The organism is Methanopyrus kandleri AV19, assembly GCF_000007185.1.
Classification (GTDB): Archaea; JAADCQ01; Methanopyri; order Methanopyrales; family Methanopyraceae; genus Methanopyrus; species Methanopyrus kandleri.
In genome coordinates, this window is sequence record NC_003551.1 from 103,241 (window position 1) to 126,143 (window position 22,903).

Annotated in this window: 23 protein-coding genes; 10 read left to right on the plus strand and 13 right to left on the minus strand. The window is 60.8% G+C overall.

Annotation, left to right across the window (positions count from 1 at the left end; all coding sequences use genetic code 11):
• The first annotated feature begins 28 nt into the window (after window positions 1-28).
• Window positions 29-1,432, plus strand: a complete 1,404-nt coding sequence (locus MK_RS00595) for an aspartate kinase (RefSeq protein WP_011018481.1) — start codon at window positions 29-31, stop codon at window positions 1,430-1,432.
• Window positions 1,429-2,160: a hypothetical protein gene (locus MK_RS00600; protein ID WP_011018482.1), complete on the plus strand. Its 732-nt coding sequence runs from the start codon at window positions 1,429-1,431 to the stop codon at window positions 2,158-2,160. Before MK_RS00595 ends, MK_RS00600 begins: the two co-directional genes overlap by 4 nt.
• On the opposite strand, the gene MK_RS00605 is transcribed toward MK_RS00600, so the two are convergent.
• Complete coding sequence (locus tag MK_RS00605; protein WP_158295853.1) at window positions 2,147-4,249, minus strand: DEAD/DEAH box helicase; 2,103 nt, start codon at window positions 4,247-4,249, stop codon at window positions 2,147-2,149. The two genes, MK_RS00600 and MK_RS00605, sit on opposite strands and share 14 nt — an antisense overlap.
• Before the next feature lie 71 nt (window positions 4,250-4,320).
• Between MK_RS00605 and MK_RS00610 the strand changes: the two genes are divergently transcribed.
• The gene (locus MK_RS00610) at window positions 4,321-4,818 is read left to right on the plus strand and encodes a gamma carbonic anhydrase family protein (protein WP_011018484.1); all 498 of its coding nucleotides are present in this window, start codon (window positions 4,321-4,323) and stop codon (window positions 4,816-4,818) included.
• A 7-nt stretch (window positions 4,819-4,825) separates the two neighbouring features.
• On the opposite strand, the gene MK_RS00615 is transcribed toward MK_RS00610, so the two are convergent.
• Window positions 4,826-5,833 (minus strand): hydantoinase/oxoprolinase family protein, encoded by a 1,008-nt coding sequence (locus tag MK_RS00615; protein ID WP_158295854.1) that lies wholly within the window; start codon window positions 5,831-5,833, stop codon window positions 4,826-4,828.
• A 4-nt stretch (window positions 5,834-5,837) separates the two neighbouring features.
• Window positions 5,838-6,761, minus strand: a complete 924-nt coding sequence (locus MK_RS00620) for an ATP-grasp domain-containing protein (RefSeq protein WP_011018486.1) — start codon at window positions 6,759-6,761, stop codon at window positions 5,838-5,840.
• A 25-nt stretch (window positions 6,762-6,786) separates the two neighbouring features.
• On the opposite strand from MK_RS00620, the gene MK_RS00625 reads away from it, so the two are divergent.
• Window positions 6,787-7,920, plus strand: a complete 1,134-nt coding sequence (locus MK_RS00625; protein ID WP_011018487.1) for a YcaO-related McrA-glycine thioamidation protein — start codon at window positions 6,787-6,789, stop codon at window positions 7,918-7,920.
• A gap of 62 nt (window positions 7,921-7,982) precedes the next feature.
• Here MK_RS00625 and fhcD read toward each other — a convergent pair whose 3' ends face one another.
• Genes fhcD through glyA form a run of 7 tightly spaced genes read right to left on the minus strand, consistent with a single transcriptional unit; the run spans window position 7,983 to window position 13,974 of the window.
• Window positions 7,983-8,873 carry a formylmethanofuran--tetrahydromethanopterin N-formyltransferase gene (fhcD, locus tag MK_RS00630; protein ID WP_011018488.1) on the minus strand — a complete coding sequence of 297 codons (891 nt, stop codon included), beginning with the start codon at window positions 8,871-8,873 and terminating at the stop codon, window positions 7,983-7,985.
• Between the two features lie 51 nt (window positions 8,874-8,924).
• The gene (locus MK_RS00635) at window positions 8,925-9,797 is read right to left on the minus strand and encodes a shikimate dehydrogenase (RefSeq protein ID WP_011018489.1); all 873 of its coding nucleotides are present in this window, start codon (window positions 9,795-9,797) and stop codon (window positions 8,925-8,927) included.
• Window positions 9,769-10,590, minus strand: a complete 822-nt coding sequence (locus tag MK_RS00640) for a metallophosphoesterase family protein (protein ID WP_226988686.1) — start codon at window positions 10,588-10,590, stop codon at window positions 9,769-9,771. Before MK_RS00640 ends, MK_RS00635 begins: the two co-directional genes overlap by 29 nt.
• A gap of 10 nt (window positions 10,591-10,600) precedes the next feature.
• A complete protein-coding gene (locus MK_RS00645; RefSeq protein ID WP_011018491.1) occupies window positions 10,601-11,095 on the minus strand; it encodes a chorismate--pyruvate lyase family protein in 495 nt (164 codons plus the stop codon).
• A 16-nt stretch (window positions 11,096-11,111) separates the two neighbouring features.
• On the minus strand, window positions 11,112-12,062 hold the full coding sequence (locus tag MK_RS00650; RefSeq protein WP_011018492.1) for a coiled-coil protein: 951 nt from the start codon (window positions 12,060-12,062) through the stop codon (window positions 11,112-11,114).
• Complete coding sequence (serB, locus tag MK_RS00655) at window positions 12,059-12,712, minus strand: phosphoserine phosphatase SerB (protein WP_011018493.1); 654 nt, start codon at window positions 12,710-12,712, stop codon at window positions 12,059-12,061. The genes MK_RS00650 and serB overlap by 4 nt, the downstream gene beginning before the upstream one ends.
• Complete coding sequence (gene glyA / locus MK_RS00660) at window positions 12,688-13,974, minus strand: serine hydroxymethyltransferase (RefSeq protein WP_011018494.1); 1,287 nt, start codon at window positions 13,972-13,974, stop codon at window positions 12,688-12,690. The genes serB and glyA overlap by 25 nt, the downstream gene beginning before the upstream one ends.
• 20 nt (window positions 13,975-13,994) lie before the next feature.
• On the opposite strand from glyA, the gene MK_RS00665 reads away from it, so the two are divergent.
• The 4 genes from MK_RS00665 to MK_RS00680 all read left to right on the plus strand — a co-directional run bounded on the left by MK_RS00665 (window position 13,995) and on the right by MK_RS00680 (window position 17,019).
• The gene (locus MK_RS00665) at window positions 13,995-14,576 is read left to right on the plus strand and encodes a hypothetical protein (protein ID WP_011018495.1); all 582 of its coding nucleotides are present in this window, start codon (window positions 13,995-13,997) and stop codon (window positions 14,574-14,576) included.
• 6 nt (window positions 14,577-14,582) lie between these two features.
• Window positions 14,583-15,116: a ferredoxin domain-containing protein gene (locus MK_RS00670; protein ID WP_011018496.1), complete on the plus strand. Its 534-nt coding sequence runs from the start codon at window positions 14,583-14,585 to the stop codon at window positions 15,114-15,116.
• Between the two features lie 17 nt (window positions 15,117-15,133).
• Complete coding sequence (locus tag MK_RS00675) at window positions 15,134-15,397, plus strand: Zn-ribbon containing protein (RefSeq protein ID WP_011018497.1); 264 nt, start codon at window positions 15,134-15,136, stop codon at window positions 15,395-15,397.
• Between the two features lie 185 nt (window positions 15,398-15,582).
• Window positions 15,583-17,019, plus strand: coding sequence for a DHH family phosphoesterase (locus tag MK_RS00680; RefSeq protein ID WP_226988648.1), 1,437 nt, complete (start codon window positions 15,583-15,585; stop codon window positions 17,017-17,019).
• Window positions 17,020-17,021: 2 nt separating this feature from the next.
• Here the strand turns inward: MK_RS00680 and glmS are convergent, their stop codons facing one another.
• Genes glmS through gatE form a run of 3 tightly spaced genes read right to left on the minus strand, consistent with a single transcriptional unit; the run spans window position 17,022 to window position 21,855 of the window.
• A complete protein-coding gene (gene glmS / locus MK_RS00685; RefSeq protein ID WP_148679391.1) occupies window positions 17,022-18,866 on the minus strand; it encodes a glutamine--fructose-6-phosphate transaminase (isomerizing) in 1,845 nt (614 codons plus the stop codon).
• Window positions 18,867-18,880: 14 nt separating this feature from the next.
• Entirely contained in the window at window positions 18,881-19,927 is a 1,047-nt protein-coding gene (locus tag MK_RS00690; protein ID WP_148679392.1) for a M20 family metallopeptidase, read from the minus strand.
• A 5-nt stretch (window positions 19,928-19,932) separates the two neighbouring features.
• Entirely contained in the window at window positions 19,933-21,855 is a 1,923-nt protein-coding gene (gatE, locus tag MK_RS00695; RefSeq protein ID WP_011018501.1) for a Glu-tRNA(Gln) amidotransferase subunit GatE, read from the minus strand.
• A gap of 91 nt (window positions 21,856-21,946) precedes the next feature.
• On the opposite strand from gatE, the gene MK_RS00700 reads away from it, so the two are divergent.
• Both MK_RS00700 and MK_RS00705 read left to right on the plus strand, forming a co-directional pair.
• Window positions 21,947-22,342 (plus strand): methylated-DNA--[protein]-cysteine S-methyltransferase, encoded by a 396-nt coding sequence (locus MK_RS00700; protein WP_011018502.1) that lies wholly within the window; start codon window positions 21,947-21,949, stop codon window positions 22,340-22,342.
• The gene (locus MK_RS00705) at window positions 22,291-22,899 is read left to right on the plus strand and encodes a DUF366 family protein (RefSeq protein ID WP_158295855.1); all 609 of its coding nucleotides are present in this window, start codon (window positions 22,291-22,293) and stop codon (window positions 22,897-22,899) included. Before MK_RS00700 ends, MK_RS00705 begins: the two co-directional genes overlap by 52 nt.
• Window positions 22,900-22,903: the final 4 nt, after the last annotated feature.

The following is a 22,903-nucleotide window of genomic DNA, read 5'->3' on the forward strand; positions in this document are numbered from 1 at the left end:
CCGGAACCCGCGAGTAGGGAGGAGGACCTTGAGGGTCGTTATGAAGTTCGGCGGTACCTCGGTAGGTACCGGAGAGTCCATTAGGAAAGTTGCGAAAATCGTCACAGACGCGGCGGAGGAGCACGAGGTGATCGTGGTAGTTTCAGCGATGTCTGGGGTCACGGACGAGCTGGTACGGGCGGCCGAAAGCGCCCCGGACTGGACGGAGGAGGATGTTAAAAACTTCGTAGGGAAGCTCCGAAGGAGGCACGGAAAAGCCGCTTCGGAAGCGATTTCGTCCGACCTCATCCGGCGGGAGGTGATGGGTTACGTCGACTCCTTACTCGAGGAACTCGAGAAAGTGCTGTTGGGCCTCAGTTACGTCGGTGAGGTGACCCCTCGTTCGATGGACCTCATACTCTCGTTCGGGGAGCGAATGTCCGCACCCATCGTAGCGGGCGCACTACGGGACCGAGGACTCGAGGCGGAGCATCTCGAGGGAGGAGAGGCTGGAGTGATCACGGACGATGGGTTCGGTGAGGCCGAGCCGATACTGCCCGCTTGCCGGCGGAAGGCGCAGAAGACGCTGATTCCCATGATCGAATCCGGAAAGATCCCCGTGATCACGGGCTTCATCGGGCGGACTATCGACGGCGAGGTGACGACGCTGGGGCGCGGAGGATCCGACTACTCCGCCGCCATCATCGGGTGCATCTCGGAGGCGGACGAGGTGCAGATATGGACCGACGTCGACGGTGTGATGACGGCGAACCCGAACCTCGTACCTGATGCCCGAACGGTCCCGAGGCTCTCGTACGAGGAGGCCATGGAACTGGCCAGCTTCGGCGCGGAGGTACTCCATCCTAAGACCGTCATTCCGGCAAGGTCGGAAAACATCCCGATTCGGGTTAAGAACACCTTCAACCCCGAGAGCGAGGGTACGCTGATCACTTCCGAATCGGAGCCTTCCGAGCAGGTGGTGAAGGCGGTCGCGTCGTCCTCGGACGTCGGTATGATCGACATCCGAGGCACCACGATGATTGGGCGTCCCGGAGTGGCAGGACGAATATTCTCGAGACTCGGGGACGAGGGAATCAACGTCATAATGATATCCCAGTCGGCCTCGGAGTCGAACATCTCGATAGTCGTGAGCCGCCCGGAGGTTCGCCGCGCCGCTCGTATCATCGAGCGTGAGTTCGTCGGCGAGCGAGTGGTCGAGAGGGTCACGACGTACGAGGACGTAGCCGTGGTGGCGGTGGTAGGGGAGGGCATGCGAGGGACTCCCGGAGTCGCTTCCAGGGTGTTCAGAGCGGTCGCGGACGCCGGGGTAAACATCAAAACCATCTCGCAAGGGGCGTCTGAGGTGAACATATCGTTCGTAGTAGCGGAGGAGGACGAGGCGGCGGCGGTTAACGCGGTTCACAGCGAATTCGAACTCGGTGAGGAGGCATGATCAGACGGCTGGTCGAGCGGTATCTCAGGCACGTCACCAAAAAGCGGCTGACACGCAGACCCACCACGGCGCTGATCTACACGTGCCTCCTCGGGATGAAAGCCATAGCTCGAGCGTTTTCCGAGGAAACCATCTCGTCTATTTCCCCCGAACCCCTCTGGACCGTGGAATCCGTATCCCTGGTACGGATTGGGACCTATCCGGGAGACGTCCTCTGTTCCGAGCTGGTCTCATTCCTCACTCGCGAGTTCGAAGAGGAAGAAAGAGTCGAAGACGTGCTACCGGAGGTGGAAGTCGAAGCGGAGTTTCTGGCCCGGGTGAGACGTTTCAACGACCTCCTGTACGAAGACATCGAGCTCCCGTTCGAGATCGAAGGTACCGGCGAAGAGGAACCCGATCTCGACCTGCGTCTGATCGAGGTCCTCCTAGCGCTCGACGAAATCCCGCAATCCGAGCAGGGACGGTACGCAAAGCCGTTCATACTCACCTGTTTCGAAACGCTCTCAGACTACCTCGATGTGCTGGGACTACGATGGTCGGACGTCGACACCGTGCGCCGTAAGGTAAGGATCAAAGGACGCGTCCATCGTATTTCACGGGCACTCGCCTACGAGCTCCGAAGGATTCCACGCGAAGGTGAGGAGGTGTTTCCGATAAGCTCCGTGGACGTGATGCGATGGGAACGGGCCGTATCGAAGGAGGTGGGGCGGAGGCTCAGGTTCCTGTGAGTCGTCGAGCGCTCTCAAGGATTTTCCGGGCAAGTTGTTCTCCTATCCCTCTCACCCTCGTCAGCTCCGGGACAGTGGCTTCGGCCAGATCCCGGACGGAGTGATAACCCGCCCGGTATAATCTCATCGCCAACGTCCTCCCGACGCCTTCCACCTCGGTCAGTTCGAGGGCTTCCTTCGGAACCCCGTATTCCAGCCTACGGCTTAGAAGCGGAGAACGCCACGTGATCCCCGCGGCGCGGGCCAACCTGGACATACCCCAAGCGATCCACGCGGCGTCGTCCTTGGCCCTATATAGGTCGCCCGGGTATAGGTCGTATTTCCGTAGGATACTCCTGTCCGGGGACCCCGAAACCCAATCGCTCAACGCTTCCGCCCAGGCCAACCTGCGCTCGAGTTCCCAGTCATCATAGCCGAACTCTTCGACGGCCAGTTCCAGGACCTCGTCCGCCTCTATCGAGGGCGACCCTCCCATGAACGCGTCCAGCGTGCTCAGCTCGCGTGATTTCGAGGAGATAGGGGCCGGTTGGAAGTCTGGGCAGAGCGTGATGGACGGCAACACCACGTTCTCCTCGGTACCCACCTCCTCCATGCATCGTAGGAGGAACTTGGCGGAGTCAGGCGTCAGGTAGCTTTGCGATACGGCGTGACCCACCTTCGTCGCCGTGAGTTCCCCCTCCAGCTCCTCCAAGAACCCCCAATCTACCAGCATCTTCAGCGAGGATAACACCGCGTCCTCCGGGCGGATGTTCACCGAGGACATGAACGTGTTAAGCGCTACCCGCATGACGTCCGCGATCTGACGGCAGAATCCCGCTGCCACAAGACCCAGGAGGAAACGCCGCAACTGGGGCCCGCTCACCCAGATCCTACTTTGGACGGGGTCCGCCTCGGAGTGCACGTACTCCTCAGCCAACTCCTTCCAGTTTGAGGTAGTGAGAACGAACACGAGACCCATATCGTCGTAGCCCGGCCTACCCGCCCTACCCGCCATCTGCTTGAACTCGTTCTTCGTGGGCTTGATCTCGTTTCCCAACCGCATCCCGAAGTCCTTGATGATCACGTACCTAGCCGGCAGGTTCACACCCGCCGCGAGCGTCGGCGTCGATACCACAACCTTCAGGAGGCCTTCCCGGAACGCGTCCTCCACTAGAGCGCGCTGCTCGGCGGTGAGCCCCGCGTGATGGAAAGCGACTCCACGCATCACGGCGTAAGCCAAGATCTCGGTCTCTTCACCCTCCCCCAGCTCACTGACGCGCTCCGCGAGTGTCCGAAGTTCCTTCTTCTCGTCCTCCGACAGCAGTCCGGACACCGTCCGAGATAGGTTCTTGGCTTCCGTCATCGCGCGCCTCCTGGAGTACAGGAACACTAACGCTTGCCCACCTTCACGGAGGCACTTTCGGATCAGCTTCCGGACCTTAGCGTCTTTCTCCGACGCGGAGGGGACTTCCACGATCCTATGCTCGAGTTTGACGGGTCTCCAGTCGCTGATCACGGGAGTGGCGTCGAGCCAGTCCGCCAGCTCCTCGGCGTTACCCACCGTGGCGGATAGAGCGAGCAGCGAAACCTTTTCCCGGAAGGTTCTGACGAGGGCTATCAGTGCCTCGTACGTGGCGCCTCGGTTCCGATCCCCGACTATATGCACCTCGTCCAAGACCAGCAAGTCCACCTCTTCCACTAAGCTCGGTCGTGAGCGCAGGCTGGCGTCGAGTTTCTCCGCCGTTGTCACCGTGATTCCGGGCCGCAACTCTCGGATGGGGCGTCTGACGTCGCCCGTTGAGATCTCAATAGTGGGTTCTAGCCCCTTTTCCCGGCAGAACTCGATGACGTTCGTGAGTTCCTCGTATTTCTCCCTCGCCAGAGCCCGGAAGGGCACGACGTAGACTACTCTGGTCTCCCCATGGGATTCGATGAGCTCGTGTAATGCGCGCATCTCCGCGAGGAGCGTCTTACCGCTGGCCGTTGGGGCGGCGATCAAGAGGTTCTCATCGTCGAACAGACCCTTCTCGACGGCCTCGCGCTGAGGGGGGAAGAGCTCCCAGATCCCCTTACGATCGAGGTACTCCCGCACGTGCTCAGGTAGTTTCAACTTCGAACACCCTCGTCGGACCGGCGCGTACATTAGGGCGGTCGGCGGCTCACGTCGGGGGCCCTCGACCGTTGAGGAGGCTGAAGATCGAGGGGCGAGCTTACATCCATCCCACCGCCACGGTCCTCGGCGAAGTCGAGTTGGGCCAGGACGCCAGTCTGTGGCCGGGCGCCGTAGTGCGCGGTGACTTGGAGCCCGTGAGGATCGGCCGTGAATCCAATATCCAGGACAACGCGGTGGTCCACGTCTCTAAAGGGTATCCGGTCGAGATCGGCGACAGGGTCAGCGTGGGTCACGGAGCGGTCGTCCACGGTGCGACGATCGAGGAGGATTGCCTCATCGGGATGAACGCCACGGTGATGAACGGAGCCGTAATCCGGCGAGGGTCGATCATCGGGGCCGGAGCTGTCGTGACGGAAGGTACCGAGGTGGGTCCCTACGAGATCTGGGTGGGGGTCCCCGCCAAGCGGATCGGAACGACCGACGAGGAACGCGTCGACGAGATCCGCGAGAACGCCAGACGCTACCTGAAACTAGCCCGTGAGGAGCTTCCCGAGTGGCGGGGATAACTACCGCCTAGCGCCTGATCGCGAGGAACGCGGCACCGACCGCCGGCGCGACCTCGGAACCTTTCCCGAAGATCTCGTCGAACGGTTCCACCTCGACGCCGATCCTCTTGCAGGCCATCTCGATCAGGAAATCGCCCGCGCCGGCTGCCACCACTGTGTCCAGCCCGTGCTCTTGAAGCTTGAGCTCGATGTGCTTCAGTAGCTGTCCGAGCAGCGCCCGAACCGCGGTCTTCGCTAGATCCATCACACCCTCCCAACCGAGTTCCTCCGGATCCGAGCACACCGTTCGGGCGAGCCTGCGGGCGCACTCCTCTGGGGATTTTCCGCGACCGTCCGGTGTCTCCGGAGTGTAATCCTCCGGGTCGATTTCACCGAGCAATAGCAACGCGTCCGCCACGATTGAGAAGTATTCGTACGAGACCGGTACCGGCTCACCGTCGATCTCAACTTCTCGGAGCAGAAAAGATATTGGCGTTCTCAGCGCCCCCAAGTACGCCAATTCTCCGTTCTTCATCCTTTCCAAATCGGTACGTCCCTCGGCCGCGACCTCACCGCGGATGATGGGAATCAGATCCAGCGTGGTAGACCCCAGATCCACCAGGAGGTAGGAACCCGGTCGGACGTGAGCTAAGACCTCGGCCGTCGCCCTCCAGTTGGCCGACGCGACCTCACGCCAACGTCTGAGGGCCTCTTCCGGGGGCACCGTCGAACCATCGGAGGTCACCACGTAGACCGGGGCGTGACACGCCGAGGTGACGGTGCGGACGATGTACTCGACTCCTTCCCGTCTCGTGTTGAAGGCATCAGCTAACTCGCCCGTCATGGTTAAACCGACGACATCCGGCTTGAACTTGTGAACAATCCTCTTGATAGTTTTCTTTAGCCGTTTTTTCTTCTTCCACATCGGAAGATATACCCTATCAGTCCCTAATACCATCACCTTACCATCCTCATCATAACGAACTAGAGCAGCGTCGGTGTGTGCTCCGCCCACATCCAACCCCAATGCTTTCACGACGTTACCCCCGATACACTCGCAACCCATGGAAGTCCTCAACGACCTCGAACTTCTCGGGCACCAATGCCTCAGCCCCACGCTTCACGTATACGTACTCACGACGGTACCGCAGCACCTTCCCGGTCGGTCCCTCGAGAAGCGATCGAACTACCGCCTCGGGATGTTCCAAGGCCGCAGCGACTGTGGGTGTGGTCGGACGTGGGTTCACTTCGATCAGGTACGGCTCCCCACCTTTCATCACGAGGTCCACACCGAACAGGCCTACGAGTCCGGGGATGCGTTCGACCACTTCCTCCGCAATATCCCTCGCGATACGGGTTAACTCTCGGTGGTCCGAAGGTGTCCTCCCGCCCAGGTATACCAGCTCCCTACCGGCGAAAGCCACGAACTGGTCGTTGATCCCTAATACGTCGACGGTCTCTCCGTCCGATACGCACAACAAGCTGTGATGGGAGCCCGGAATTAGTTCCCGGGAGAGTTCACCTCGCCCTATTCGCACACCCTCCGAACCCGCGCCGTCCGCGGGCTTAGATACCATCACATCGGCCTCCCGTGTCGGAAGTTGAAAGGATCGGGCGTCTCTGAGAGCATCCTCCGTCTTGCGCTTGTCGGCTGCCACTCTGATGGCCCTAGGGGTAGGCCCTATCACCTCGGTCTCACGAGAGTACTCCCGGACCTTACTCTCCAGCAGGCCGTCGGATTCGGGGGCTATCACCAGCGTCAGATCGGCACACTCTAACGCCTGTGTCTCGTCTCGGAGGACCTCATCCGCCCAGCGCACACCGACGGAGGGGTGGGCGACGGTCAGTGTTTCATAACCTGATTTCGCGAACGCCCTTAGAAGCGACTCGAGCATGGCCCGACCTTCGGCTAGGAACTCCTCATCCCCTGTCGCCACCGCGTACTCGTATATGTACACTCGCATTGCAGCACCACCCGGGGACCTCCGAATGACGGATATAGTGTACGATGTGGAAGGGTTCCGAGCTTTTCTCCCGAAAGAAACACTTCGATGGATCCGACACAGGGAGCTCGAGCGTAAGGTAGGTGTAGTGGAGAAATTTTCGGACCGGGTCGGACCTATCCCGGTGGAGATTCGCCGCAGAAGGTCCCAATATGGCGAGTTCTATCACGCCGGAAAGGGGACTACTCGGATCCAAGCCCGCGTCTCCGCCGCGATGGAGTGCGTGGAACGCGCCGCCGCGGAGCCCCGCGAGGAGATCATCGAGCGGGGTCCGGAAGGTGACAAGTGGACACCGGCATGGTATCGGACGGAACCTAGGGAGTGGGTCGAGGGCGTGGATTTGACGACCCGCGAACCCGTCTACGTACCGGCGAACGAGGTGTTCCATCCCTGGTTAGGTGACGCTCTGCCCAGTCATACCAACGGACTTTCGGCCGGCCGTCTCCGGGAAGAGGCCGTGATTCAAGGACTGCTAGAGGTCGTAGAGAGGGACTCATGGAGCATCGTCGAATACTTCAGGATCCACCCACCCGAATTGGAAGTACACGGTGAGTTGGAGGAACTCCGCCGATCGTTAGAGCGGGAGGTCGGTCGAGTAGAGCTCAGGCTGCTGCCCTCCCGAGTCGAAGGCGTTTACGTGGTAGGAGCCGTCACCGAGGCCGAGCGCGTCGAGGAGATGGTGATGGGATTCGGCGCGAGTCCCGACCCGGAGATGGCCGTCCTCCGAGCCTTGCTGGAGGTCGCCCAAGGGCTCTCGATGGCCCGTCGTGGCATCGAAAGCCCCGTGAGAAAGGGGCTCGGTGAGTTTTCGGCCCCGGGGAAGCTGACCCCGGAACGTCTCAAGAGATTGAACCGACACTGGTTCGAGCCCGAAGGGACCGTAGAGATAGATGACTTGGACCGTGTCATTACGACCGGTTCGTTGGAGAAGTTGACAGAAGAACTCGTGGAGAGAGTCGCGGAGGCTGGCCTCGGTAAGGTGATCGAGGTGGACTTAACGCTGGAAAACTTGGACGTTCCCGTGGTGAGGGTGCGAGTGACCGGCGCCTCGGAGTACGTGATAGACGAAGCGAGGGTGGGAAATATGCCGGAGAAGCCGCCCGGAGTGCCTATGGGATGAGGAAAAGAGGCCCGCGGAGCCCCGCGATGACGAGTGTCACCCTCGCCGACCTCGAAACGAGCTCAGAACAGGTCGTGTAAGTGGATCTCGTACTGCCCGAGCTTACCACCGAAGTTACCCGCACTGATCTTCACCACGCCGGGCTGCTGGCACGCGGCCTCGATGCCGACTCTCATCGCTTCCTTGACGGCCTCCTCATTGAGGCCGTTGATCACGATCTCGTAGACGCACTTCACGCCCTCGGGCAGCTCGTTGTCCTCCACCGTGGGACAGTACGCGTCGTTGGTCGACGCGGGCAGGAAGTCGTACTGCTTGGAGCCGACCTTCGACGCGGACGCGACGATTCCGCCGGGGAACGGCGCGTAGGCCCCTTCGACCCCCTTGATGGCGTCGACCGCCGCCTCCGCCGCCTGAAGACCCGCCGGCTGACTCTCCGCCATGATGTAGAAGTTACCGCCGGCCACACCGGTGGTGATTCCGAACGAGTCCTCTACGATGAACTCTCCCTCCACGACTGGTATCTTCCACACTTTACGGCCGTCCAGCTCGTCCTCCTCCTGGTACCCATCTCCGAAGAAGCTCAGCTTGTACCCGACCCGGTCTTCGTCCTCCTTCTCCGCTTCTGGCATCGCGTCGAACGCGGACGCAGTGGGCGCCGTCATTACGCACTGTCCGATGCGGTCTAAGAGCTGTTCCTTGAGCTCATCCTCGTCGTTGTGGCCGATCATTATGGTGACGCCGGGTCTCCCGTCGGGGGTTTCCTCCGGCGGGACGTAGCCGCAGTCGATACCGGCCTCAGCCGGGCACATGATTACCGAAGTACCGAATCCTGTAGCCTCCTTAACGGCGATCATCGCCCACTTATGTGAAGCGGCGGTGATCAAGACTCGTGCCATCTTCGCCTCGAAAGCCTCGGCAAAGGTGTCCTCGATCTCCACGCCGTTGATTTCCACCCGGAACACCCCGCAGGAGCCACCCGACCTGGCCCTTAAATTCGCAACGATTCATCGGAGGTGTTCCAGGACGGCTTCCCTCATGACCTCCACCGGTGCCTCTTCCCCCGTCCACAGCTCGAACGCCAGTGCCCCCTGGTACACTAACATGCCAACACCGCTCACCGGGGTGGCTCCCGCCTTCTCGGCCTCCTCGAGCAGCCGCGTCCTCGGTGGGTTGTACACGAGGTCGTTCACGATCAAGTCCTCGTGCATTTGGTCAGCGGTAACGAGGGGTGGTTCGTCCTCGTTCGGGTACATACCGACCGGCGTGGCGTCAACCAGCAGGTCGGCGTCCCGAAGCTCCCTCTCGATTTCGTCCCCGTCCAGCCCTATGGCGCGTGCCTTTACCCCCACTTTCTCCTTCAGCTCCTCCGCGAGCCTCTCTGCCCGGTCTACCGTACGGTTGGCGATGACGATCTCGTCGGCCCCTTCCGTGGCGAGCTTGAAGGAGACGGCGCGGGCCGCGCCTCCTGCACCGAGGATCACGGACTTGGTACCTCGAGGATCGAAGTAGGTCTCTTCCCGCAGCGCCCGCAGGAACCCCTCGCCGTCGGTGTTGAATCCCTCGATTTTACCCCGTGAGAACCTGACGGTGTTCACGGCCCCGATCAGTTCGGCGTCGCGATCTAGCTCATCGCACAGCTCCATGACCGCTTCTTTGTGAGGTATCGTCACGTTAAGGCCGACGATCCCCAGATCGGCGGCACCTCGGACGGCGCCCTCGAGCCTCTCCGGTGGCACGTCGAAGGCCAGGTACACGTAGTTCAGTCCGAGCTCCTTGAACGCGGCGTTGTGCATGGCCGGAGACAGGGAGTGCTCGACGGGATGTCCGATGAGTCCCACGACGTTGGTTTCAGCGTCGACCGATACGGACACGCTCACGGCCGATCACCCGCGCCTTGCGTAGGTTGAACAGCTTCGCCCGGAGGGTTCCCCCGGAGGCTTTCAGTATGCAGACGTTGCCGACGTTGAGCGGATCACGACACGTGGCGCAGATCGCGGGACATGAGGTGGTACCTACGTTCACTACCAACTTCCCCTCCAGACTCCCGAGATACCGACAGTGCGTGTGGCCTGTGATCACGACGTCGGCATGTGTCGAGCGGGCTATTTCCTCCAGTCGGTCGGGCATCTCGTACTCCCGACACGTGTAGTTGTCTAGGATCTGATCGCGTTTTGGCATCGGAGATTCCCGGGCCACGGGATTGACCGGCTTCTGCGGGTTCAGGCCCAGTTCCGAGCAAGGTTCGTGACCGTGCAAGACGAGCATCCAAGCGTCCCCGAAGCGGAGTAAGTGAGGCCCGCCCAGTGACGGCCCCGAGTGTCCCGGCGGGCACCCGCGTCCGCGACGGTTATCGTAGCGGCGCGATAGTACGTGCACCCCGGCGTCACGCAGCGATTTCACAAGATCTACGGTGTCGTGGTTCCCGGGAACGAAGTAAGTCGGAACTTCGGAGGATAGCTCCCGTAGGTCCCGCAAAAGCTCCCTCAACTCGGGATCTGAGGCCCTAGGATCTGCGAGGTCGCCATCGATGAGAAACGCGTCGAAATCCCGCGCCAGATCGAGTGCCGCTTCCCAGGTTTCCCGATCGTGTCCCTGGTACTCGTCACCGACGTGTATATCGGAGGATATCAGCAGTCGATCACCGGGTAAGCGCGTCACATCGAGCATCATTTGGACCACGCTAACCCTCCCGACCGAGGACCTCGGGGTTGAACCTCTCACGAATCAGCAGCATCGGCGTCCTTCGATGGTAGACCAAATACTCGCGCCAGGGTATCTTCGGTACACTCACATCCAATATCTCCTCGTCTTCAGGCGACGGTCGCGCCTCCTCAACGCGGAGTATCTCACGCCGCGTCTCCAGCCTCAACTCTTCGATCATCTTTCCGAGCGGTTTTCTCGATTGAAGCACCAGTCTACGCAAGCGCCCTGGAAGGTTGTCGGGACGGGCGAGTGAAGTGGCTAGGATGGCGGGTCGACCGTCGACCTTGATGACGACTCGTCGGACGTATACGGTGTCTCCGTCGGGGACACCGAGGAGTCTCGCCTCTCGACCCTCAACTTTCAGCTTCCGGGTTTCGAGGGGATCGATCGTTACTTCCTCGAAGAACCGCTCGAGGATTCTCGTCACCGACCCGTCCGTGTAGAGAAGCACCTCCAGCAGCGGGACCTCCATCCGATGAACCTCCATCTCACATTTCGCCGTACTCCTGCAGTAGCTGGAGTTCCTCCCAGCTGACCTTCTCCCCACGCTCGAGCCGCTCCTTGATCTCCTTCAGTCGCTCTTCGTCCACCGCCTGTTTCTCCAGGTCCTTGATTCGAACCTCGAGCGCGCGCTCTTCCGCGCGTTTCTCCATGATTTTCTGCTCTAAATCACGGAGCTCCGACTGAAGTTCACGGAGCTCGTCTTCCAACGGTTTCACTTTGGCCAACTCCTCGACGTACTTGCGGTGGTAACCATCCGCCTTCTCCCGCAGCTTATCGGCGCGCTCGTAACATTCGATCATCTTCTGATGGTACTTGTCGGCCTCTTCGGCAGTCTTCACGACCTTTTCGTGGTATTCGGAGGCCTTTTCGCGGAGCTCGTCCGCCTGGGAGAACAACTCGTCGGCCTTCTTGGAGTGCTCGTTAGCCTTCTCCCACGCCCTCAGCTGCTCGCGGAGCTCTTCGAGACGCTGGGCGATCTGCTCCTCTCTTCTCGGACTGAGCGGGTTGGTCTCGATCTCCCTTTCGAGCCTACGTATCTCGGCTCGGATCTCCCGGATCGGACGTCCCACTTTGGAGCGCAGTTTCTTGGCGGTCTCGACGTGCTCCCGGGCCTTCTGAGCCAACTCCCTGGCACGCTCGTTCAACTCGTCACGCTTAGCCTTATACTGCTGGACCTCCTCGTTCAGCTCGTCCCTACGTCGACGATGCTCGTCGGCGCGCTCTCTGAGCTCTCGGACGCGTTCGTTCAACTCGTCACGCTTAGCCCGGTACTTCTCCGCTCGCTCCCGGATCTCGTGGATTTGACTCCGAAGCTGGTCTATTTTACGCTGGATTTCCTGCCGCTTTTCTTCAAGGTCATCGAGTTCCTCACGGGTCTTAACTAGCTGATTTTCGAGCTCCTTGATTTTCTGCAGCTTGTCCTCGGAGAGCATCATTCGACGGGAACACCCCAGAAGCGCAGTACGACGGGAACGGCACGACGAAAGTCGTCGAACGCCATCTCGATGATCTCGTACAGCGGCTTTTTAGGGCGGAACCCTAAAGGCAGACCGACACGCTTTAACATTGATGCGTCGTTCGCGCCGTCTCCGACCGCCACGGTGTCCTCAGGACGGGTGCCGAACCGGCGGCATAGCTCCATCAGAACCCTTCCCTTCGCGGAAGAGCTCATGACGGGGCCGTAAACTCTGCCCGTGAGGAAACCGTTCCGTACCTCGAGTTCGTTGGCCACGTACGCGTCCAACCCTAGTTCTCTACAGAAATGGGAGACCACTTCGGTGAACCCTCCGCTGATCACCGCTACGGCGGCTCCCACGGATCGTACGGCCGCTACGAATTCCCGGACGCCGGGGTTCAGGCGCAGCTCGGTCACGACCTCGTCGAGAACGGAGGCGGGTGTACCGGCCAGTAACCGGACCCGTTCCCGGAGGGCCTCTCCGAACTCGAGCTCACCGCGCATCGCCCGTCTCGTGATCTCTTCGACTTCATCGTCGACTCCGGCCGCCTCCGCGATTAGATCGATGGTCTCCCCATCGACCAGCGTTCCATCGAAGTCTAACACTACCAGTCGGCGAGCCTGGGCCATTCGTGGGCACCCACTCCCGACCCGAACCCGTACTTGACCTCCTGGAACTCACGCCGGAGTTCCTCGACGTCCTTCCGGACCTCGGACGGCTCCCTGCGACCGAGCACGACGTCCGCGATCAGCTCGGCGATGTACTCCATCTCAGAAAGACCCATGCCCAACCGGGTGAGCTCCTGGGTGCCCAGCCGGATACCGCTCGGATCGTGGGATTTCGACTCGTCGTCCCAGGGTAGCAGGTTCTTGTTGCACAGGATGTTGGCACTCTCCAGTTTTTCGGCGATGACCGCTCCCCCTCCTTGCTCCCGCACGTCCACGGCGATTTGATGGGACTCCGTGAAGCCCCGGTGCTCACAGAGTACCCGGAGCCCCTCGGCGTACAGAGCCTCGGCCAGAGCCTTAGCGTTCCGAACCGTGTCACGCGCGTATCGCTCCCCGTACTCCTTGAACTCCGCGAGCGCTACGGCCAGCGCCGCCACGTGGTGCAGGTGGTGGTTGCTCACGAGCCCCGGAAACACTGCCTCGTCGATGTCGTCGGCTAGATCCCGTTGACAGAGCACGATTCCGCCCTGAGGACCCGGAAACGTCTTGTGAGTGCTTCCGGTGACCACGTGAGCGCCTTCTCGGATAGGGTCCTGGAACTGACCGCCGGCGATCAGTCCGAGCACGTGGGCGGCGTCGTACACCACGTAACCTCCGACGGCCTCCACGGCTTCTACGGCCTCCTCCACCGGATGTGGAAACAGGAACAGGCTAGCCCCGAGCATGACCACCGACGGCTCGACTTCCTCGATCTTGCGGACCATACCGTCGACGTCGATGGCCATATCCTCCTCGTCGAACGGTAGGTACTCGACGTTGAGCCCTCTAACACCCGGAGCGCTGATATCGTGGTGGCTGATGTGACCCCCGTGGGAGATCCGAAGCCCCAAGATCGTGTCACCGGGCTCGGTCAACGCGAAGAGAGCGGCTAGGTTGGCCACCACGCCGGATGTGGGCTGGACGTTCGCGTGCTCGGCACCGAAGAGCTCTTTGGCCAGTCGTACACAGGCCAGCTCGACTTCGTCGATGTACTCACAACCCTCGTAAAGCCGCTCACCGGGTTTCCCTTCGGCGTACCGGTGCCCGAAATCCGTCACGAGCATCTCGCGCACCGCGGGGCTGGTCACGTTCTCGCTGGCGATCATGGGGAGGCACTTCTTCAGCCACTCGTGATGCTTCTCCACCGCCCGCACGACGGAATGTACGTCCTCCAACCCGAACACCCCGAGGGAGGGTTTTGACTTTGGTCGAGGCGCGAGCACTGGCCGAGGCAGTGACCAAAGGTGTGCTCACGCACGTCGAGGTGAGCGTAAAGCCAGGCTCCGGCCTGGTGCTGGATGTGGACGTTCCCAGAGCGGATCGGGTGAAAGACATCGTCAGATCACTCGTAACCCCGATCACGGGCATGTATCAGGTCAGGGTCCGGATAACCAACGCGCGCGCCGAACCGGAAGCGGCGAATAAAAAGTGTCTCGCTACGGGGACGTTCACGGCCCTAGGGAAGGCGCTCATGGACGCGTTCTTCCCCGGTCGGGGTACCGAAGCCGTGAATAAGGCTCTCCTCAGGGTGCCTATAACCTCCGAAGAAGCGTATCGCGGCAAGAGGTTCGATCGTGTGTACGATCCCCGCAAGAAGCGTTGGATTCCAGCTCGGCCCGGTATGATGTGTAGAACCAAAGACGGGATGATATGCGCGGTCACGGACGATCCCGACGGTATCGCGCCCCCGGCCGCGGCCGAGAAGGACGCGAAGTTGGCCACGGTCCTGTGTGATACTCTGTTCGACATGCTCCTGGCTGAAAAGCCACCCACGGTGCGGGGGTAAGCGGGAGTGAGGCCCGAGTCCGAGGGCGTCCGCCAAGCTGCGCGCCTGATGGCGGTAGCCGCCCGCACAGCTCCGAAAACGAGGGGTATCGACGACATCGTCATCGAGATCGTGGAGGACGAGGACACGCTGGAGAAGATCGCCGAGCGGATGGAAGAAATTGCCGAGGAAAAGGGAGCCGACTTCTTCAAGCGCGACGCGGAGTGCCTCAGAAGATCGGAGTGCCTGGTGTTAATCGGTGTCAAGTCCAGCGGACCTTGCGGCCTCAACTGCGGCATGTGCGGAGCCTCCTGTGACGATATCGAGGAGCGCAGCGCGGACGTCGAGTTCGCGGGACCGATCTGCGGGTTCAAGCTGATCGATCTAGGAATCGCCTTGGGATCGGCGGCGAAGGTCGCCAACGATCTAGTGGTCGACAACCGACTGATGTACACCATCGGCGTCGCAGCACGCTCCTTGGGTGTAGTCGACGCGGACGTCGTGATCGGAATCCCGCTATCCGCAACCGGGAAGAATATATACTTCGACAGAGAGGGCTAGCCGGGAGGGATCGCGCGATGGCGCGCAATCCCAGACGTAAGGGTCGCGATGGATGGAAACAGTCGAAATCGCGTGGTAAGCCCTCGTTCGTGACCTGTGAGTGCTGCGGAGGAAAAGTACCACGACACAAGGCCATCCCCTGGACGCAAGGGTTCAGGATCACCGACCCGGTGGTCCGTCAGGCGGTGGACGACCGATACGTTCACACTTTCAGTCGCAAGGTGTACTACTGCCCCAAGTGCGCCAGGTTCTTGGGGATTAGAAAGCCCAAACGCCGCTGATTCTCCCCCCACGGGATTCCGCGCGCCGCCCACACGCCACACGCCCTGGTTGTTTCGGGTTCTCCCTAACCAGCTTCCAGGTTTTTTCGCATAAACAGGTTTTAAGGAGTTGCCGTACCTCGTGCACGCCCAGTGTACAGCCTCCCGCGGGTTAACAGGGGGAAGCTGCGATCACCCTTCATGCCGTGTTGGGTGGTGGGTCAGTAGGTCACGTGGTAGCGGACGCACTGAGGGATCGTGGTGAAGAGGTGGTAATCGTCGACTGCAACGAGGACCGTGCGGAGGTCCTGAGGGAGCAAGGCTTCGACGTGATTATCGGGGACATTACGGAGAAGGAAGTGTTACTTAAGGCGGGTATAGAAAGGGCCGTCATGGTGTACGTCCTCACCCCCGACGACGACGCGAACGCGGAAGCTATCAGACTGATTCGCGAGATCAACGAGGACACGTACGTCATCGCGCGGGTCACGGACGAGGAACGCGTTGAGGAGTTCAAGGAGCTCGGAGCGGACGAGGTTCTCTCCCCGAATCAGCTGCTGGTCGAGAAGTTGCTTCACAACATCGACAACGTGAGGAACCGCCGAAAAGTGCACGAGCTGTTAACGAAGCTCGAAGACGTGGAGACCCTGGCTATAATCCCGCACAACAACCCGGATCCCGACTCTATCGCCAGCGCTGTAGCCCTCCAGGAGATAGCCAGTATCGTCGACGTTCAATCCGACGTGGTGTATGGAGGCGAGATCGGCCATCAGGAGAACAAAGCCCTCGTGAACCTCCTCGATATCGAGATGAAGCGGATATCACGTGTCGACCTCGATGAGTACGATGCCATCGCCGTAGTGGACACCCCGGTCCTACCGCGGGAGCTGGCGGAGTACGACGGTATCGAGGATAGGATCCTGGTGGCGGTCGACCATCACGATTCGTCGGACGGCATGATGGACATGAACGGCACCTCTAAGAGCGCTCTAGAGCTCGCGGACTTCGTGGATCATAGACCTGAGGTCGGTGCGGCTTCTACGATACTCACCCAATACCTCAAGATCCTCGATAGGAACGTCGACCGAAGGATAGCGACGGCGCTACTGTACGGTATCAGAACCGACACGCTGAACTTCACGAGGAACGTGTCACCGGAGGACCTCAAGGCGGCCGCGTATCTCTACCCGCGGGCCGATCACGAGGCGCTGGCTAAGATCGAGTCTCCGGACATCTCTCCCGAGACCCTCGACGTGCTCGGAGAGGCCATCCGCAACAGGACGGTTATCCGGAGCTACTTGTTCTCGAACGTGGGGTTCGTCAAGAACGAGGACGCCTTACCTCAAGCCGCCGACTACCTGCTCAACCTCGAAGGCGTTCACACGGTCATAGTGTTCGGTGTGGTCAACGGCAAGGTGAAGATCTCCGCGCGAACGGACGATATCCGCCTGAACATAGGCGAGATAATGAAAGAAGCGTTCGGTGACGTGGGTTCCGCGGGAGGTCACTCGAAGGCCGCCGCGGCCGAGATCCCGTTAGGTATCTTCCAGGACGTCGAGAGCGACATGGTGCTCGACCTCGTCGAGCAGGCGGTACGTAAGCGGATCTTCAAGGTGATAGGTATCGAAGAGGAGGAGGACTGAACTCACTCCACGGTTACGCTCTTGGCCAGGTTCCGTGGATAGTCCGGATCGATGCCTCTGGCCACGCTCATGTAGTACGCCAGCAACTGAAGCGGTACCGTGTAAACGATCGGGGAGAACACCTCGCTGATACTCGGCACTCGGATGACGTGATCGGAGTGCTCCTCCACGGCCTCGTCCTTCTCATCGGCCACGGTGATCACAGTGGCACCCCGAGCTTTCACCTCCTCGATGTTCGCGAGCATCTTCTCGTAGACGCCGCCTGGCTGAGCTACGGCGACCACCGGCACGCCTTCCTCGATCAACGCCAGCGGACCGTGCTTGAGCTCACCCGCCGGGTACGCCTCCGCGTGCTGGTAGGTGATCTCCTTGAGCTTCAGTGCGCCCTCCATGGCGGTCGGGTATCCCGGACCACGGCCGATGAAGAACCAGTTGGGACGTTCCTTGTATCGACCACCCATCACCGCTATCTCACGCTCCCGCTCCCAGCTGAGTACCTCCTCCAACATCTCCGGAACCTTGTTCAGCTCCGCGTGGTACTCCTCCGCCTCCTTGTTCGTGATCTCCCCGAAGTGGCGGGCTAGCTCCACGGCCAGTGTGTACATCGCCGCGAGCTGCGCCGTGTAGGTCTTCGTGGCGGCGACGGCTTTCTCGAAGCCGGCGTGGGTGTACATGACGTGATCGACCTCGCGGGTGATCGTGCTCCCGACGACGTTGGTCAGCGCGATCGTCGTAGCTCCCCGAGCGTTCGCTTCTCGTACAGCCGCCAGCGTATCGGCGGTCTCACCCGACTGGGAGATGGCTAGAACGAGGGTATTCTCGTCGACGAGTTCCTTTGTCACGTACCGGAACTCGGAGGCTATCACCACGTCCACGGGGAACTTCGCGAGCAACTCGGTGGCATACTTCGCGCCGAGTCCAGCGTGATACGAGGTACCGCACGCGACGATGTACAACTTGGTGTAATCGCCGCCGACGAGCTCTTCCGCCATCTCCATGAGGTTCTCCCGTTCGATCCGTAGCGTGTTCCTGACGGCTTCGGGTTGCTCGTGGATCTCCTTGAGCATGAAGTGTGGATAACCGCGGCGTTCCAGCGTGTGCGGATCCTCTTCAACTATCTGCACTTCCTTCTCTTCCGTGACATCCTCAAGGGTCTCCGCGTCCAGTATTCTGACCTCATCACGCTTCACCACGACGATCTCGCCGTCGTCGATAGGGATCACGCGGTTCGTCTCGGGTAGTATCGCCGGTATATCGGACGCCAAGAAGTTACCGTCGTCTCCCAACCCTACTACCAACGGGCTCTCCTTTCTAGCGGCCAGGATTACGTCGGGCTCGCGGGTACAAATGGCGGCGATGGCGTACGACCCCTCCAGCCGGCGCACGGCTTCGACGAACGCCTCGAAGAACGACTTCCCTTCCTTCATCCCCTGCTCGATGAGATGAGGTACGACCTCGGTGTCCGTCTCGGAGTCGAACCGGTGTCCCTTATCCTCCAGCTCCTCCCTAAGTTGCATGAAGTTCTCGATGATTCCGTTGTGTACGACCGCGATCTCGTCACGGCAGTCCGTGTGCGGATGCGCGTTACGGCGGTTAGGGTCTCCATGAGTCGCCCATCGGGTGTGTCCGATTCCAATCTTACCGGGAAGCTTTCTGAGGCTACGCTGCAGCTTCGTCGGCTCGCCGCCTTCGGTAAGCTTCCCGGCATCCTTCTCGAGGTACAATCGACCCTCGTGGATCGTGGCGACTCCGGCGGAGTCGTAGCCGCGGTACTCGAGCCTAACCAACGAGTCGACTATAATGGGGGCCGCGTCACGCTCCCCTGTGTATCCCACGATCCCGCACAAACCGTTCACACCCTTTACGACGAGAGGTATTCCACAACGTCATAAAGCACGCGAACGGCATCCACGAGCTCCTCGATCGGGACGTGCTCCGAAGGGGAGTGTGCGTAGTCGATCGAACCGGGTCCGAAGACTACCACGTCCTTACCTCCTAGGTTACGGATGTAACCGGCGTCCGTGCTCGCCGGCCAGGTAATAGGTTCGTCCGGGAGCCCGCGGGCGCTGAGAGCTTCCCGTAGCGCGCGTACCACTGGCTCGTCGCCCGAGAGTACGAACGGAGGTGCTCCTGCCCGAATCTCGGCCGAGACCCCCTCCACCTCGTGGAAGAATCGCTCGAGGTCCTCGGGAGACAGCTGAGTGTTGAGCCTGACGTCCAATACGGCCTCCAGGCACTGGGGTGTCACGTTAGTCGCCACCCCCCTGGAGTGGACGCTCGTGGGGTTGGCGGTAGGGACTCCAAGTGCGTCCTCAAGATCTTCCAGCATCTCATGGAGATCATGCAGTATCTTGCAGAACTTCAAAATGGGGTTCTCCGGGTTGTGTGAGCCGGCGTGTTTGGGCTCTCCTTCAATACACAACCTAACTTCCACACGGGACTTGTGCCCGATCACGGGACGTAGTTCCGTCGGTTCCCCGTTGATCACGTGGTTCGCTTGAATTTCCCCACGACGTAACACGTGACGAATGCCGGCCGAATCGGTCTCTTCTCGGACTACCGCGATTATCTCCAATGGTCCATCCCATATCTCGGCCAGGGTAGCGTAAACGGCCAGATTGGCCTTCGCATCGCAAGCTCCTCGGCCGTACAGCTTACCGTCGACGATGCGGGGTTCGAAGGGTTTCTCCATCTCGTCGGGTGGGACGGTATCGAGATGTGACGTTAGACATACCTCTGGCTCTCCACGTCGTCCGATCACGTTCCCCAGACGGTCGATTTCCACCTCTAGGCCGGCACGCTCCAGGTCCGAAGCGTATCGCTCCGAAAGCTCTTCCTCCTCGCCGCTGACGCTGGGGATAGAGATGTAGTCGCACAGGAGCTTTACCACGCGCTCCCTGACATCCAACCTGATCACTCTCCCGAAATCTCTCGAATTCGCTCACGGACGAGCTCGCTTACTCGTTTACCGTCCGCCCGCCCCCGTAGGACCTCCATCACCTCACCCATGATCTTGCCCATGACTGCCATACCTCGCTCCCGAATCTTATCCTCGTACCTACGAATCGCCTCTTCGACCACCTCCTCGATCTCTTCCTCGGACGCCATCACGATGCCGAGCTCTTCCGCAAGCTCCTCGGGATCGGAGTCCGGATCGGCCGCCAGGGCACCCAGCAGCTCCTCGATCCCAGACTTAGCTATGGCACCCTCGGCGTAAAGCCTCAGCACTTCCTTAACGTGGTCTATGGTGAGGTTATCCACGGGGTACCCGTCTTTTTCAAGCCGCGGGATCGTGTTCACCAGCGTGGCCGCCGCTACCTTGGGTTCCACCCCGGTCTCCTCCACAATCTCCTCGAACTCGTCCACGACTCCATGCTCGAACATCTGCTCCACTAACTCCTCCCCGAGACCGTACTCCTCGGCGAGCCTCTCCTTACGCTCCCAAGGTTTCTCCGGAAGCTCTTCCGCCAGCTCCTTTACCCTGTCCTCGTCGATCACCACGGGCGGGATGTCCGTCTCAGGGTACATTCGAGCGGCTCCCGGGCGGGGCCGCATGTACTCCGTCGTCCCGTCCTTCCGAGCGCGGCGGGTCTCGGCAGGGACGCCTTTCAGCGCCATGATGGCACGATCTTTCACCGCTTCCATGGCGGACTTAACGCGATCCTCCGGGCCCGCTATCAAGACGAACCCGTCACCGTCTTCCGCTCCGAGGCGCTGCCTGACGGCCTCAACTTCCTCCTCCGAGATACCGTACTTGGGGAGCTCATCGGAGTGGAACAGCCCCGAAACCCCTCGTCTCCTCGCGTAGTCGGCGAGTTCGGTACCGAACCTTCGACCCGGACACAGCTCCCAGCCTAAGATCCCCTCGAACCCGGGCAGAAGCAGAGCGTACACTACACCACCGCGCTCGAGCTCCCGACGGATGACCTCGCTGTCCGTGTCCTCGAACACGTCCGTGACATCCATGGGCTCACAGTCGATCAGGTCCGTCTCACTGACACCGCGTTCACGAAGCTCGTCCCGGATCCTGAGGAGATTCGCCTGTCTCAACGCCTCGTACTTGACCACCTTGGGAATCAGGTTCAGGTCCTGAACACCCTTGATCTCCTGCACGGCACCGCCCTCTATCGAGACGTTCACGTCCTGCCTTACCGTACCGATTCCCGACTTCACACCGCCGACGGCTTTGATCGCCTCACCGATCCTCTCAGCGGCCTCACGGGCCTGTTCCGGTGTTCTGATGTCCGGCTCCGTAGAGACCTCGATAAGCGGTATCCCGAGCCTGTCTAGGCAGTAATCAACCTCGAGATCCTGATCACGTCCCTTCACCTTGCGGGCGGCGTCTTCCTCCAGACACACCGTGCTGATACGGACGGGGCCTTCGGACGTCGGAACCTCACCACCGAACCCGACGAGCATTGTACGCTGGAAGCCGGTGGTGTTCGAACCGTCGATCACCATCTTTCGCATCACGTGCACCTCGTCGACGACGGACCCACCCAGAAGGAGGGTGACCTTAATCGCGACGTCAAGGGCTTCAGAACAAGGCTCGTGCGGGGGCTCTTCGTCCAGTTCGACTAGGCACGAGAAGGACCCGTCCGCCAGGTAGTAGAACGTTCGGTCGCGCTTGAACTCCTCCAAGGCCGCCGGATCGAACTCGCCCATCTCGCTCTGGACCGGGCGGAGCTTACGTCTGACCTTGGGCTCCTTCGGTACCTCTTCCACCAGCTCTGGAGTACAGCGACAGAACAGCTTTCTGGAAGTATCGAGCTGCCGGTGGATCTCAAGTCCCACCCGGAGGCCGATCTCTTCCCAGTCTAAGTCCTCTTCTCGCACAGGCTCGGGCAGGGGGGTCACCCCCTCGCGGTACCGGTTCGCTTATCGGACGCCCTACGGACGCGGGTACGTAGTCCACGACGGCGAGGCCGTGCTGGAGGTTACCTTACCGGGAGAGGGCACGCCACCGGCGGAGGGATTCCGCACGCTCCACTCCCTTAAACGTGACCTGGAGCGGTACTTCCGAGGCTACCCCGTAGACTTCGATGACGTCCCGGTGAGGATAAACGTTTCCGGAAAACCCCGGGAAGTGCTCGAGCTCGTCCGTGAGATCCCGTACGGGACGGTGGTCACCTACGGGGATATCGCCCAAAAGGCCAACACCCATCCCCGGGTGGTAGGAGTCTCCCTCGCCCGAAACAGGGTCCCGATAATCGTGGCATGTCACCGCGTCGTAGCCGCCGACGGGCTCGGTGGGTTCAGGTGGGGGTTGGAATGGAAGAGGAGGCTGTTAGAGCTGGAGGGAGCGTTACCATCGAGGAGGTAGGCCAGTGGATAGTGATCGTCGACCGTGAGGAGCTCGAGTACGACGGCTCGCAGCTCCGCAGGGCGTTCGCTCACGAGCGGTACGGAATTAAAGGGCGGGCCGTAGTGGTGTTTCGAGGCCCGATGGACGTGAGGACGGAATACACCGCTGATGCTGAGGACGTCGGCTCGCCTATCCGGGGCAACGACGTGCTGCATTTGCTCGTGGACGACCCTACCCGGGCCGATCCGCTGGTAGCAGGACTGCTTCAAAGGTTGCTGGTAGTCGTAACGAAGGAAGTCATCGAGAAGGAACTATCGACGGATCTGGACCGCGACGGTGACGATCTCCTACACGACGGTAGAAAGCTCACCGTGTCGGTTTTCAAGCCGGCGGGCCCCGGTTCGCTCGCGCACCTCGGGATCAACGTGACGACCGAAGGTGTTCCCGTCCCCGCCTCCTCCCTACGCGACCTCGGTTACCGTGGAGATCCACTCGACCTGGGTCGACGCGTTGCCGTCGAATTCGTCCGCGAGATCACGGATGTGGAGTTGGACCTCACCAAGATCAGGTGGTGAGGGA

Bases quoted from the DNA above. Each gene is read 5' to 3' on its own strand.
- MK_RS00600 (WP_011018482.1), top strand. From the start codon at position 1,429: ATGATCAGACGGCTGGTCGAGCGGTATCTCAGGCACGTCACCAAAAAG.
- MK_RS00620 (WP_011018486.1), bottom strand. From the start codon at position 6,761: ATGCGAGTGTACATATACGAGTACGCGGTGGCGACAGGGGATGAGGAG.
- MK_RS00625 (WP_011018487.1), top strand. From the start codon at position 6,787: ATGACGGATATAGTGTACGATGTGGAAGGGTTCCGAGCTTTTCTCCCG.
- MK_RS00640 (WP_226988686.1), bottom strand. From the start codon at position 10,590: ATGATGCTCGATGTGACGCGCTTACCCGGTGATCGACTGCTGATATCC.
- MK_RS00645 (WP_011018491.1), bottom strand. From the start codon at position 11,095: ATGGAGGTCCCGCTGCTGGAGGTGCTTCTCTACACGGACGGGTCGGTG.
- MK_RS00650 (WP_011018492.1), bottom strand. From the start codon at position 12,062: ATGATGCTCTCCGAGGACAAGCTGCAGAAAATCAAGGAGCTCGAAAAT.
- serB (WP_011018493.1), bottom strand. From the start codon at position 12,712: ATGGCCCAGGCTCGCCGACTGGTAGTGTTAGACTTCGATGGAACGCTG.
- MK_RS00675 (WP_011018497.1), top strand. From the start codon at position 15,134: ATGGCGCGCAATCCCAGACGTAAGGGTCGCGATGGATGGAAACAGTCG.
- MK_RS00705 (WP_158295855.1), top strand. From the start codon at position 22,291: ATGGAAGAGGAGGCTGTTAGAGCTGGAGGGAGCGTTACCATCGAGGAG.